Here is a 13,628-nt window from a genome sequence, read left to right on the forward strand (position 1 = left end):
TCTTATGTATTGTTGCTGGGATATGGGGAATAAGCTTTCCGTTTCTTTAAAAGTCTTCTTAAGCTAAACTTTTCTTTTTGTGCTAACAAAGCAAGTTAGCTTAAGAAGAACCCTTAAGGGTCATTCGAATAAAGCAATAAATTAAGCACAAAATAAAACGGAAATGAATTCGTAATACAAATAAGAAGAAATGTAGGAGTAAAAGTATGAATAAGGACAAAGGGAAAACAACAAATGTATCAGGAAGTTTTCAAGTGATTGAAGACGACCGAAAAGAAACGATTGAGGAAATGAGAAAAGATAACAAATTAGATGAAGAAACGGAATACTATGCACGTATTTTTATGGAAGAGTAATAACTTGAAGGGCTGGCTGCTATTGCCGGCTTTTTTTGTTATTCAACTAAAGGGCAGGATAGTTGAAGAAGATGTTTTCTCTTATTATTGTATTAACCCACCAATGATAAAGAAAGGTCTTACAAATGAATGCTTATAATATAATCCCCCCAATTCCTTTTTTACTTGGATTAGTTGGAATAATGCCTTAGTGTTATCGAGAATAATGATAATAAAATCTTCAACAAAAAACAGGGAGGTAATTAAAGAGGCTAATATAATTTTAATAGGAGTTGGATAGATGAATGAGCCGTTTTATCCCGAAATACGGAACGATTGTTTGTCGGTTAACAGAAGAAGAAAATAAGCGTTTTTTTCCACTATATCAATCTTTCTCTGCAAAGATTAACGGGTTTAGAAAATTACAAAAAATGTTGGTAAATCCAAGTCAGGAGTTAGTTCAACACATCGAAGTGTTAGCCGAAAAATTTGAAAAAAAGAGGTATGCTGTATGGGAACCGTTATACAATCAATATGGTTTGCAGTGGAGGTCAGATACATATATATTGCCTAATCATGATGGGATTCTCTATAATGCAAAAAGTTTCGTACCTGAAAGCTTTGAAAATTCTTATTACAAAGGGGAAGAATCTATGAAAAACGTAAATGAAAATAAACCTATTGACGGCACATTAGTGGGAAAATTAACTGAAGAAGATATCAAACATTTAATGGAAGTAGATGCACTTGATGCTGCACTTCAACATATCAGTATTTCGGTCTCTACTGTTGAGGAATTTGATAAATTCCTGCTTAAATTTCAGGAACTTGAGAAACAAAGAAGAAGTGTGATTATCTCTATATATAAACGAATGAAGATACCGCAAGCTTGGGAGCTTACATTTGATTATTCATTAGGGAATATTTATGTCGTCAATTATGAAGAGCCTTACGAATAATGTAAATTGATATGGTATAGGGATGAGGAAACTTAAAAATATTTTTTGCTCACTATAACGGGTGCGATTGTTCAATAAGAACAGTCGCTTTTCTTATTCCGCTAACGGGGCAGGTTAGCTTAATAACGTGATATGATAAATTATAGTTATTCAGGTTTAATAAGGAGGTCTTATGATAAATAAGAATATCCTTTGTCGAACCCCTGGTGTATACTCTGATGGATTAACAAGAGGAAACTCATACAAAGTAATTGATATAAATAATGATAAAGAAATGGTTCTTATTAAATGCGACAATGGACGATTAAGATGGTTTCCATTATCCCACTTTATTGTGAATAGTGAGGACATCATAGATTTAATAAGCTGGAAGTTTGATGATGAAGTATCAAATGACGCTAATGAAACCAATTGGATAGAAATCAGTATGAAAATGAGTGACGGAAGTGAAAGATGGTGTATTCTATTCACCCCAGAACGATTAAAAAATGCCTTACAGAAACCTGATATACATCCTCCAGGACTCCACATAAAACATATGATAGTTGTTAGAAGTTACAATGTAGAGGATATACAAAGTGTTTTAGAATATCTAAATCAGCAAGATGAATTAATAAGTGCCACATTACCACTTTTATAAGTCAATCTTCTTGTGCTAACTGGCAGGTTAGCTCAACAAGTAATAATGACAGAATAATTGAACTTTGATAAGAGAAAAGTAAATAAAAAAAGGATTTTTTTATGATTGGACTTTTTATTGCTGTTTTTCTCTTTAATATAATTGCTTTTAAAACTAACAAGCAGTTGACTAAAAATCAAATTGTTCATATTTGGTCATTTACTATTATTTTACAGGGGATTGCTGATTTGTATATTGACCACAAATACCAAGGTTATTGGTACTTTACAAAAGATGTTGATTGGGCATCTTTACCTACCCTCACAATACTTTTACCACCTATAAATATGATGTTTTTGAATTGGTATCCGTTTAACTCTCCATTATTAAAAAGAATACTTTATTATATTTACTGGTTAGTTTTTATGTTGTTTTATGAATTAATAGCATTACTTCCAGAACCTTGGGGATATTTCAATTATGGGTGGTGGAAATTGAAGTATTCTTTTCTTGTTGACCCTATTTTGTTGGTTATTTTACTGAATTATTATAAGTGGATTTGTAAGATTGAAAAAAGTCACTAAATGGTTCTTTTGTATAGCAAAGGGGTGCTGCGGCAGCTCTTTTCTTGTTCCGCTAACGGGGAGTTGAGTTCAAGTTCGAGGCTGCTTCGGAACACATTTTCTTATTGAACTAAGGGAGCAGGATTGTTTAATAAGGATAGTGAATTAGGAAATAAGCAAATAGAATTTTTGGAGAGGTGTATCTGTGGAAATTAATACTTTGGTAGAAAAATGTATAAAATCAGCAATTGAATATGGTGTAGCTGCATTTGAGGTTGTCGAAAATTCAAGAAGAACAAATCGATTATTTGATAAGAATTTCAAAAACTTTAAAACATTAAAAAGTCTTGGAAGCAATGGGATTGATGAATTAGAAAAGTTGCTGGAACACTCAAATGACTATGTTAAATATTGTTCTGCCACGCATTTACTTTCGGTAAAGGAAGCAAAGGCGAAAGATGTACTAAAACGATTAGTCAGTAAACCTCAAATTTTTGGATTTGATGTTGAAATGTTAATAATTGAGTGGGATAAAGGTAATTTAAAAGAGTATCTTGGCTAGGTGCTATTGTACTAACGTGCAGGATTGTTGAACAAGGATATATCTGTCGAAAATGACATTGTAGATTTCAATTTCTTTAGGAGGTATATATTGAAAAAATTCCGAGGAAAGAAACGTTATTTTCGTGAACTATGGAAACAAACAGAAGTAAATAAATGTGACATTCAACTTGATGGGTGGTTCGATTTTTGGCATAGACATCTTGATTTTTGGGGAATTGGTAATGATAGTGTGAGATATAGAAAAGAACATGTAAAAGCACATTTGGCTTTATACAATAACTTATTAAAGGAACTTGAAACATTTAATAAACCATACCAATCTTGGGTGTTAATTAACTTGAATGACGCTGGACAAGATGCAGTATTTATTCATACGTTCAATCCCAACAGTGATAATTATCCATATAAAAACCATAATATTGACTGGAATTGCAGTATTCTTAACATTTTTAAGGAACTAATAGATATAAAAAGTTATAATGTGGGCTTTTTAAGTAATGAATATGGAGAAAGGTATTATATCCAATCCAAGTTTTATGGAACTCCGTTATAAACTTGCTTGATACAAGTCTTATGAGGCATTATGAAGTCTAATTTAAAGGTGATTTAATTATGTATCAATAGGTTCTACTCCATTGAGATTGTGAAGAGATGTACTTAAAGTAACGGGTGCAAGAGTTGAAGAACACGGCTGTCATTGAGGCAGCTTTTTTTATTGAGCTAACGTGGCAGTTTAGTTTAAGTACATTCCTTCACAAAGTTATAGAAAAGAAACAAATTTCCCCATAGTTATAAACGGTAAACTAAAAACTTCTTTGTTGAACTTTGCTCATTTTTGCCTTTTTAAGAACAACTCCCAAAACAATGAGGGAAATCAAAATAATGATAATTGAATTTGAAAGGAACAAAGACTGAACAGTATGAAAGTTTAATAGCTTAGAAACCACTGTCCCCTCATAAGGAGATAGGGTAGCACCAATGTTATAAGCAACTAACACCATTGTTGTTCCAAGCTTTGCCATTTTTTTGCATTGTTGCGTAAATGTATGAAACAAATATGGCATCATACAACGAAAAGAAAAGCCAATAGCCATTGAACAAAATGTCGTGAGTACGATACTTTCTGAAATAGTCGTGATATAGATAGAAATTCCGAGAAATAAAAGTGCAACTGGCATGATATAATCCTTCAGCAGTTGAAAAATTCTACCGAATGAAAAACCGGCAATAAATGCGCCTAAACCAATGAAGGCAAGATTATTGCTGCCAATAGTTGCATTGCCAATGTGTTTTTCTAAAAGCAGTGGGGTAACCTGAATATTGTAATTAATAAAAATGGTTACAATCACAAAAAGCAAAATACCATAACCAAAGACCGAGCGATAGGATCCTACGTCGTTGGGGCTGTCCGATTCAGTTCCTTTTAGTTCTGCTTTTCTTTTTGCCATCTTCTTCTTATCATTCGGAACAAAGAAAAGGAATCCCAGAAAAATTGGAAGCGCCAGAGTATATATAAGAAACGATGTATACCAGTTGATTTCAACAACTGCCCCACTATAAACGTCAAACAAATGCCGCCCAATCCTTCAAAGGCACTTTCCAATCCAATAACAGCTGCTTTTCTGCGGGGATCATCCTGAAATATATCACTAATCATTTGAATGATTAAGCGGTTGAATAAACCGATTCCTAAACCAAAGAAAATGCGTGTAAGAAATAAAAACGAAAAGGTATCATGTTTTAGTACCGGAAAAACCCCTGCAAAAAAACAAGCGTTAAACCAATCAATATCGTTCTTTTCTTTCCAATCCATAGTTCCAAACGGTTCGCAACTAAAATACCTAAAATTACAAACAGTGAAGGAATGGTTGTTAACAGCCCTACATGGGTTGGATTTACTGTCGGAAATTCCTTTTCGATTGCAGGAATGTTTGCGGCAATCAAAGGACCTGATGAGATCAACAAAGCAACTGACAGCAAAGAATATATTTTTAACCTGTCCATACGAATAATAACCATCTCCTTTCCCCACATTTTTTTATGCAAGTTCAATTTTAAGGTCATGACCTAACCATATAACCCTTAAAAAAATCAATGATAATTCATTAATCAACATCTGTTTAATATCATAAAGAGAAATGAATGTATTCAATGGTTAAATTAATGCAATTCGTTGATTACTCAACAAATCAATCAAAATTGTTGAGTATCTATAAAAGGTTGGTTAAGTCAGCATGTCTAATATACATATCATCAACTTAATCGCTGCATTTTTAATAACTTCTTAGCTTAAGGTAACGACTGTACCACTTCAATATTTTTCTGCCATACGACCGTTATAATAAACGTATCGAATCAATGATTCGATACGTTAGTTTTTTACAATTTGTTATAGGTTTCATCATCGACAGGTTCTAACCATTCCGGCTTACCTGCAGTGATTGCAATGTGTTCAAACCAACTATCTTTTGCTGCACCATGCCAATGTTTCACACCATCGTGAGTGACAATAACATCGCCAGCTTTTAAGAATTGAGCAGGCTTTCCTTCTTCTTGATACCATCCTTCGCCACCAGTTACCAATAAAAGCTGGAATCCATCACGATGGATATGCCAGTTATTTCTGCATCCAGGTTCAAAAGTTACATTTCCAACACCAACATTCACTTTAGGGTCAGCAACTAATCCTTGAAGATAACTTTGTCCCACAAAGTATTGTGCGTATGCATCATTTTTCTCGCCAGCTGGGAAAATAACTCCATTTTTTACTTCTTCATGTTTTGCCATTTTAATTCCTCCAATAAATTTTATTATTATTAACCGACTTGAACAGTTGGACGGACAATTAATTCATTGATTGTAACATCCTCTGGTTGTTCGATTGCAAAAGCGATAGTCTTAGCAATTCTTTCTGCAGGAATGGCTACTTGATAAAAGTCCTCTAAGCCTGCTTTCATGGTTGGGTCGGTTGTCGTTTCTAAGAGCTCACTGCTAATAGCACCAGGAGAAACATTGGTTACACGGATATTCGTGCCACTCATCGCTTCTTCTTGACGCAAGCCTTCAGAAATGGCTTTTACTGCAAATTTTGTACCGCAATAAACCGTTCCGCCTGGGTAAATGTTATGTCCAGCTACAGAAGAAAGATTAATAACGTGACCTGATTTACGCTGTCTCATAGATGGAACGATAGCAGCAATAGCATACAAAACACCTTTGATGTTTACATCAATCATCTTATCCCACTCGTTAACTTTATTTTCAGCAAGAAACGCTTGTGGCATGATTCCAGCATTGTTGACTAGTACATCAATTTTTCCAAATTCTTTAAGAGCATACGCAGCAAGTTCTTCCATTTGTTGACGAGAAGACACATCTGTAACTTTATAAATAGCTTGTCCGCCACTTGTTTGAATCTCATCTTGTAATTTCTTTAATCGGTCTTCACGACGAGCTGCGAGTATCAATTTTGCACCTTTAGATGCAAGTTCTTTAGCAGTAGCTTCTCCAATTCCAGATGAAGCACCAGTAATAATGACAACTTTATTTTGAATATTAGACATGATAAATAACACCCTTTCTTAATTTTCAGGAATAATTTAATTAACGCAGGCTAAAGCGTTCAGTGTTCTTGGAAAGCCCATATATGGAAGGCAATGGGTGATGGCTGTGATCAATGTTTCTTTGTCATTGCCCACATTTTTATTACCCTGTACATGTGCCTTAACTTGACCTTCAGCACCACCCAAAGCACTGATGATGCAGAGAGTTAACAATTCTCGTGTTTTTAAATCAAGCCCGCCACGAGTATAGAAATCTCCGAAGCAAAAAGCAGAAAGATAATCCTGTATATGCTTTTGGTTTGTTGGAGCATTTTCCCGCATTTTTGCAATTAATTCGCCAAATATTTCAACATGTACTGCAAGTCCTTTATCAAAACGATTATCTTCATCTACAGTATTTTGACTTTCAAACGGTAAAGAGATATTCTTCATTTTGAAAACCTCATTAACCTCATTGATAGCATTTAATGTTTTCGGGAATCCGATATACGGAGCACACTGATAAACAGCCTCTTTGATTTCTACAGGTGTAAGACCAACATTTAGTGCCGCACTAACATGTGCCTTCAGTTGAGGCAACGTCTGATTGGTTGCGAGCACTACCAGAGTAATTAACTCACGCTGTTTGTCATCTAAATTACCTTGATAAAAAACTTCCCCAAAAATGAAATAGCTCAGTATGTTCTGAAAATCAGGATCAGTAGCATGTGCGGCAGTTACTCCCTCGCCAAATAGCTGGTTGAACTTATCCTTGCTCCTTTCAACACGATTCATTATTAAACCTCCTCTATGAAATCAATTAACTCTCTTTAATTATTTCAAAAGTAGTAAAAGTTGATGTGTTAATAAATCGCATATTGATACGTTATCGCACATCTGTATATAATATAAAATGAATAGAGGGTAACTGCAATAATCAAAATGCCGTGATTTGTGCGTTACTGCACAAGTTGATTAAATTTGTACGATAACTTTTAAGAAAGCTCGGTGATTACAACAATGCCTAAAGTAGATAGAAGAGTACAAAAATCTCAAGAAGCAATAAAAAAGGCTTTTATTGAACTGTTGTCTGAAAAAAGTTTTGATCATATTACGATACAAGATATTTCTGACAAGGCAAACGTCGGTCGAAGAACCATTTATGATCATTACATCGATAAATATGATTTACTGGATAAGCTCATTGAAGAACATATAAACGAATTAAGGAAACTGTGCAAATCGGCAGCTGATTTGAATTTTGTCGAGGGAAATCTGATGTGGTTTGAATACTTTGAACGTAATTCTTCATTCTTTTCAACCATGCTAGCAAGTAAAGGAGCCACTACTTTTCGTAGTCATTTCCTAAAATTTGTGATTGAGGAGTTAGAGGGTGAAGTAGATGTGACCGAAGGAAAGAATCAAGGATTAAATAAGGATTTAATTCTTAAATTTTTTGGAGCAGCAATAGTAGAGTTAGTAACAGCGTGGATTGCCAATGGATTATCTGAACCAACTCAAGTTGTGGCAGAACAGATGGGGATTTTGTTGGATAGAAACTTTTAGTTATAGGATAGTTTTTCATATTTAAACGAAGATTGTGAAGGAATATACTTAAGCTATCGGGTGCAAGAGTTGAAGAACCAACTGCCATCAAGGTGGCTTACCTTCTTTAAGTAAAGGGCAGGTTAGCTTAAGAAGAACCATTTAAATATCTCCCACTTTTTTACCGATTTATGGTAATGTTGAAGTAGTGAACATTTATGAAGAATTACTATGTAATAGGGATTGTCCGCTTTCAATATTTAATGTCTTTTGTTTGTTTAGTTGTTCTATTTGTTATTATTCGATATGCCGTTTGGAGCAGGATTTCAGAACGAAATTGGTTACAGATTGGATCACTGAGACTGCCGAGGGGGAAATGTGTCAATGAAAAAACGAGCACTTGGTCATAACGGTCCACTGGTTTCTGAGATTGGTCTCGGTTGTATGGGGATGTCATGGCTATATGGTAATGCTGAACGAAACGAAAGCATTGCAACAATCCACGCAGCACTTGAGGAAGGCATTACACTCTTTGATACAGGGGATTTCTATGGCGATGGACACAATGAATTACTTCTACGTGAAGCATTCCAAGGAATCCAACGGGAAAATGTGTTCATTTCAGTAAAATTCGATGGCAAGCTACACTCTCAGGGCAAGAGTCATCGAAAGAGTGATAACCACCCTCATACAGTAAAGAATTTCCTTGAGGATACCCTACTGCGCCTAGGTGTTGAATACATCGATCTGTATCAACCAGGCACAGCCTGCATCGATCCAAACGTACCAATTGAAGAAACGGTTGGTGCAATTGCCGATATGGTAAAGAAGGGATATGTGCGTTACCTTGGTCTTTCTGAAGTAGGAGTGGATACAATTCGTCGCGCACACGCTGTACATCCTATTAGTTGGCTGCAAATGGAATACTCACTATTTAATCGGAGCATCGAATCAAATATCTTGCCAACTCTACGGGAATTAGGTATTTCGCTTTCTGCTTATGGTGTTCTCTCAAGAGGTTTATTGAGCGGTACATGGTCAAAAGATCGGGTTCTAGGTTTGGATGATAAACGCAGTAATGGTCCGCGGTTTGCCAACGAAAATATTGAAAAAAATTTAGCCCTTGTAGAGGCATTGCGTGAAATTGCTGAAGAAAAGCAAGCAACCATTGCGGAGATTGCTATCGCGTGGGTTTTATCCAAGGGTGAGGATGTTATCCCATTGATTGGTGCAAGAAAGCAGTCACAACTTCATGTTTCACTCGGCGCAGTTGACCTGAACTTAAGTTCAGACGACCTTTTACGAATTGAAGGAGCCGTACCTTCAGAACTTGTCGCCGGCGAATATTACCCGGTACCACGGAAAAAATGGTTCTTCAACTACCATGAAAATTAACTTCTGTGACATCCGAAAAATGGCAATACTTAAATAGACGCAGCTCATTCATCTTTTTAAAAAAGGGGAGGAGCGTCTAATCGATGGTGTATATGTACTTGATTAATGGATTAGGAGGCTTCTGTTATTGTAACCGTATAACCTAAGTTTTCTAGTCTTCGAACCGAATGCCGTACAATAGATACTTGTCTTTGCTTATCAAAATAATCTTCGCCTAAGTCAACGTACATTTCTTTTCGGGTTAGAAGGTAATATGCGATTCGCAACATCGCATGGGCGACTACAATTGCTGCCTTTTTCTTTCCCTTTCGTCCAGCTGTGCGTCTATACAGTGCACCGAGATAGTTTTTTGAACCTCTTACTGATTGAGCTGCTTCTGTTAATGCGGATCTTAAATACTTATTTCCCTTTTTTGATCTGCTAGATTTTCTTTTTCCTGCGCTTTCATTGTGTCCAGGGACCAAGGCTGCCCATGAACACAAATGTGCGGCAGTCGGGAATTGGTTTCCAACATCCGTACCAATTTCAGCTAAGATTTGTTCAGCCATTCTTGTGGCGATACCAGGAATGGAATCGAGTCGTTCTATATCTTCTTGATAAGTGCTTACTCTTTGCGCTATCTCTTGGTCTAACATTTCAATTTGCTCAGTTAGAAAATCAATGTGAGTTAAAATCGTTTTTAACATTAAGCGTTGGTGTGGGTTTACATAGCCCTGAAGTGCCAATTCAAGTTCTTCTTTTTTCTTTTTCATTGTACGACGAGCGAAGTTTGCTAGTTTTTCAGGATCTTCTTCACCATCTGCGATTGCTCGAAGCATATCTTTCGATGAAACACCCATAATATCAGATACAACAGAACCTAGTTTAATGTTGGCTCCTTCTAAAACCTTTTGAATCCTATTATGTTGTCTGGCGCGTTCTTCAATGATACTCCGGCGATAGCGAACAAGTTCCCGCAGTTCTCGTTGATTCCGATCCGGAATGAAACTTGCTTTCAGTAGTCCATGACGAAGAAGTTGGGCTATCCATTCGGCATCTTTAACATCCGTTTTGCGTCCCGGAAGTGCCTTCATGTGTTGAGCATTTACAACTAAAAACTCTATTCCTTCGGACTCTAATAAATTAACAATAGGTTTCCAATAAACACTCGTACTTTCCATAGCTACGTGAGTACAATTATTCTCCTTAATCCAGTCCAATAACTTTAATAGAAAAACCGTTTTAGTAGAAAATGTTTGAATCTCCTTTCCTTGTGAAGTCATAATACAAGCAGTGATATTGTCCTTATGGACATCTAATCCACATGCTCTTTCAATGATAACATCCACTGAAATCTTCCTTTCTAGGCTTGAAAATTGGAGGCTGGTGCAACAATCAGAATTAGGATTAATCTACCATGAGTGCTTCCCGAAAGGGAGCGACAGTTTGTGGTGCACCGTGGTCGTTGGAGTCAGACTAACGGATGGGCTCTAAGGCACCATAGTTGATCGACCTTCCTCTCCCAGCCATAGAAGCAGTATGGACGGATTCAATACATTTTCATTCTTTGTGGTGAAGTGCTGATTTTTAGCGATTCATGGATGGCTAACGGTTTGCTTTAGTAAAATAACTAAAGTGCCATTTTTGTAGCCTTTTTACACTTTCTCATATTCAGCAATCGGGCGCTTTTATTGAGTAACGAAAAAGCCCAATTTCTCAGTTTTAAAATTGAGAAATTGGGCTTTTTATTTTGGAATTTCCTTAACGTTGTAAATATGCGCGTTTTGCTGGTGCTACCCCTAGCCGTATTGTTCCCGGCGCGTTCGGGTTACTTGATCCCCAAACCTTCCTCAAATGTTATCTATTCATAAACCCTTCAATTTCCTCAACAGAGCGGAAAATATTCTTTGAGAGAACCTCATGACCTTCTTCTGTAACTAAAACGTCATCCTCAATCCTTATTCCTATTCGTTCTTCTTCAATATATAATCCTGGTTCGACGGTTAGCACCATTCCAGGCTGCAATATTAAGTCCGCACGTCTGCCGACGTCATGAGTGTCTAGTCCAAGCATGTGGCTTACCTGGTGAAAATAATAATTCCCTATTTCATTTTCTTCTTTTATTAAACCAATTCTCACGCACTCTTCAGCTAGGACTTTGTTTGTATGCTCATTTAATTTCGCGAATGGAACACCTGGTTTTATAAGTGCTGTGGTTTCTCTTAATGCTTTTAAAACAATATTGTAGAAGGTTTTTTGTCTTTCTGTAAATTTACCATTAACAGGATAGGTAAAGCTAATATCAGCATTGTAATAGTTATGTTGTGCACCTAAATCAAGAAGGACAAGGCTGTTATCTTCAACTACTGCATCATTTTTTTCATAATGAAGGACAGTAGCATTTTTGCCGCCCGCCACAATCGTGTTAAAAGCAAAATGTTTTATCCCTTCTGTTTTAAGGGTGAAATTAAAATAGGCTTCAAGCTCATATTCCTTCATTCCAGGTTTTGAATGGCTCATTAGGTTTTTGATTCCTCTATAGGTAATCTCAATAGCCTTCTTCATTTCTTCAATTTCGTCAGGTGTTTTAATAACGCGCAGTTCACTAATTTCATTATAAACATTTTTAATTTTCAGGTAAGGATAATTGGACTGTATTTTTCCGGCAAATTGCTGTGCTTTTGTGGTAACGAATTCTAATTCTCTTCTCTCCAGATCTAAATATACATTCGTTATGGTGTTTCTGATTATAGTCCGGGATAGCATTGATTCAAATTCTTCGATAAATAGTATATTACTTATTCCAGAAGCTTTGGCAACTTCTTCTTTGGTTAGAGACTTACCCACCCATCTTTCTAATAGTGGATCAGCTTTTTTGATAAATAAATACTCTTCTGCTTTTTTATTAATTTTATGAACTAGTAAAATTACATTAGGTTCATCAATACCAGTTAGGTAATAAAAATTACGGTTTGGTACAAATGGATATACATCATCTGCAGATCTTTGCGGTGCTTTCCCTGCAAACATTATCAGGAGAGAGGCATCTTCCAGTTTTTCAAATAATAGATTACGATTTTTTGAATGAAAATCCTTTTGCATTCCATTACCCCTTTTCTAATAATTAGTAATTTACTCGTCTAATTATATTCTCAACTTTCTCACTTAGAAAAACTTAATTGATCCAGTCGTGCTAAAGGCTTGTTTGGCATTATTCGTCATCCTTGACTCGAAAAAATGCCCATAAAGAGTTGATGGATCAAAACAAAATGGAAAAAAGTGATCGTAGGAATGGAGCCGACGGGTCACTTAAACTACCATGAAAGTACAAAACAGTGAAAATCTAAAAAAGACAATGCTAAAGTTGACCCAGCAATTATAATTTTTAAAAAAGCTGAGCCTAAAATTAAACCTCATGTCGCAATATCATTATGACCACAAAAACCCTACTTTCATTCTCTGTGGTGAAGCGATGATTTTTCGATTCATGGGTGACTAACGGGTACGATACTTCAAGAAGAAGGTTGCAATTTTCTTTTTCAACAAGGTAGATTGTGACATGTTGCACTTAAACTATCGGGCAGGTTACTTAAAAAAGGAATTCACGCAAGAACTGAAAAGAAGTTTTGAAAGCTTTTTTGTAAAGGACAATACATAATGTCGTTTCCATTCAATTGCATTACTGAGTTTATTTTTTTTGAAACTGAAATGGCTCCATCAGATGTTATTTTAATTCCTGGTGCAGTGAGACTCAACTAATGGAAATTGCAGTATCTTTATATCAACAGGGATTTGCACATTACATATTACTGTCATGGGGTTAACCCAAGTTTAGAATCCACAGATTGGGAACTCTTAAGAAATATTGGAATTACAGGCGAGACTCCTCAAGAATCCATTTTAAAGGAATATATAGAAATGAGTATATTTGAAAAGGCAAGTTTCTGCTTGGATGTTCTTGGAACAATGGAATACACCCGAAAAAGGTCATATTGGTATGTAAAGCATACCATTCCCGCAGAGCATTATTTTCTTATCAAACGGCGTTTACAAAAGAAACTGAATACTTTGTTTCGCCCAAAATTGACAGGACTGAAATAACTAAGGAAAACTGTTTATTATCTGAA

At 35.8% G+C, this 13,628-nt stretch carries 15 protein-coding genes; 8 read left to right on the forward strand and 7 right to left on the reverse strand.

Annotation, left to right across the window (positions count from 1 at the left end; genetic code table 11):
* Positions 1-206: 206 nt before the first annotated feature.
* The 6 genes from AC4QJR_RS13075 to AC4QJR_RS13100 all read left to right on the forward strand — a co-directional run bounded on the left by AC4QJR_RS13075 (position 207) and on the right by AC4QJR_RS13100 (position 3,593).
* Complete coding sequence (locus AC4QJR_RS13075; protein WP_180230256.1) at positions 207-356, forward strand: hypothetical protein; 150 nt, start codon at positions 207-209, stop codon at positions 354-356.
* 284 nt (positions 357-640) lie between these two features.
* Positions 641-1,294, forward strand: a complete 654-nt coding sequence (locus tag AC4QJR_RS13080; protein WP_496526462.1) for a hypothetical protein — start codon at positions 641-643, stop codon at positions 1,292-1,294.
* Between the two features lie 172 nt (positions 1,295-1,466).
* Positions 1,467-1,934 carry a hypothetical protein gene (locus AC4QJR_RS13085; RefSeq protein ID WP_496526463.1) on the forward strand — a complete coding sequence of 156 codons (468 nt, stop codon included), beginning with the start codon at positions 1,467-1,469 and terminating at the stop codon, positions 1,932-1,934.
* 101 nt (positions 1,935-2,035) lie between these two features.
* Complete coding sequence (locus AC4QJR_RS13090; RefSeq protein ID WP_098576527.1) at positions 2,036-2,497, forward strand: hypothetical protein; 462 nt, start codon at positions 2,036-2,038, stop codon at positions 2,495-2,497.
* Between the two features lie 184 nt (positions 2,498-2,681).
* Complete coding sequence (locus AC4QJR_RS13095; RefSeq protein WP_098576528.1) at positions 2,682-3,038, forward strand: DUF2019 domain-containing protein; 357 nt, start codon at positions 2,682-2,684, stop codon at positions 3,036-3,038.
* A 90-nt stretch (positions 3,039-3,128) separates the two neighbouring features.
* Positions 3,129-3,593: a hypothetical protein gene (locus tag AC4QJR_RS13100; RefSeq protein WP_496526464.1), complete on the forward strand. Its 465-nt coding sequence runs from the start codon at positions 3,129-3,131 to the stop codon at positions 3,591-3,593.
* A gap of 250 nt (positions 3,594-3,843) precedes the next feature.
* Here the strand turns inward: AC4QJR_RS13100 and AC4QJR_RS13105 are convergent, their stop codons facing one another.
* The 5 genes from AC4QJR_RS13105 to AC4QJR_RS13125 all read right to left on the reverse strand — a co-directional run bounded on the left by AC4QJR_RS13105 (position 3,844) and on the right by AC4QJR_RS13125 (position 7,377).
* Positions 3,844-4,611, reverse strand: a complete 768-nt coding sequence (locus AC4QJR_RS13105; protein WP_496526465.1) for an MFS transporter — start codon at positions 4,609-4,611, stop codon at positions 3,844-3,846.
* Between the two features lie 169 nt (positions 4,612-4,780).
* Positions 4,781-5,059: a hypothetical protein gene (locus tag AC4QJR_RS13110; protein ID WP_496526466.1), complete on the reverse strand. Its 279-nt coding sequence runs from the start codon at positions 5,057-5,059 to the stop codon at positions 4,781-4,783.
* 360 nt (positions 5,060-5,419) lie between these two features.
* Positions 5,420-5,827 carry a cupin domain-containing protein gene (locus AC4QJR_RS13115; protein WP_496526467.1) on the reverse strand — a complete coding sequence of 136 codons (408 nt, stop codon included), beginning with the start codon at positions 5,825-5,827 and terminating at the stop codon, positions 5,420-5,422.
* 29 nt (positions 5,828-5,856) lie between these two features.
* Complete coding sequence (locus AC4QJR_RS13120) at positions 5,857-6,603, reverse strand: SDR family oxidoreductase (protein WP_496526468.1); 747 nt, start codon at positions 6,601-6,603, stop codon at positions 5,857-5,859.
* Positions 6,604-6,639: 36 nt separating this feature from the next.
* Positions 6,640-7,377: a carboxymuconolactone decarboxylase family protein gene (locus AC4QJR_RS13125; RefSeq protein WP_496526469.1), complete on the reverse strand. Its 738-nt coding sequence runs from the start codon at positions 7,375-7,377 to the stop codon at positions 6,640-6,642.
* Between the two features lie 225 nt (positions 7,378-7,602).
* On the opposite strand from AC4QJR_RS13125, the gene AC4QJR_RS13130 reads away from it, so the two are divergent.
* Together AC4QJR_RS13130 and AC4QJR_RS13135 are read left to right on the forward strand one after the other, a co-directional pair.
* Positions 7,603-8,148, forward strand: a complete 546-nt coding sequence (locus tag AC4QJR_RS13130) for a TetR/AcrR family transcriptional regulator (RefSeq protein ID WP_496526470.1) — start codon at positions 7,603-7,605, stop codon at positions 8,146-8,148.
* Between the two features lie 363 nt (positions 8,149-8,511).
* A complete protein-coding gene (locus AC4QJR_RS13135) occupies positions 8,512-9,522 on the forward strand; it encodes an aldo/keto reductase (RefSeq protein WP_496526471.1) in 1,011 nt (336 codons plus the stop codon).
* A 110-nt stretch (positions 9,523-9,632) separates the two neighbouring features.
* On the opposite strand, the gene AC4QJR_RS13140 is transcribed toward AC4QJR_RS13135, so the two are convergent.
* Together AC4QJR_RS13140 and AC4QJR_RS13145 are read right to left on the reverse strand one after the other, a co-directional pair.
* Entirely contained in the window at positions 9,633-10,850 is a 1,218-nt protein-coding gene (locus AC4QJR_RS13140; RefSeq protein ID WP_375377754.1) for an IS110 family RNA-guided transposase, read from the reverse strand.
* Between the two features lie 508 nt (positions 10,851-11,358).
* Positions 11,359-12,603, reverse strand: a complete 1,245-nt coding sequence (locus tag AC4QJR_RS13145; protein ID WP_496526472.1) for an aminopeptidase P family protein — start codon at positions 12,601-12,603, stop codon at positions 11,359-11,361.
* Between the last annotated feature and the right edge of the window lie 1,025 nt (positions 12,604-13,628).

The sequence above is a fragment of the Neobacillus sp. BP17 genome (assembly GCF_059579525.1).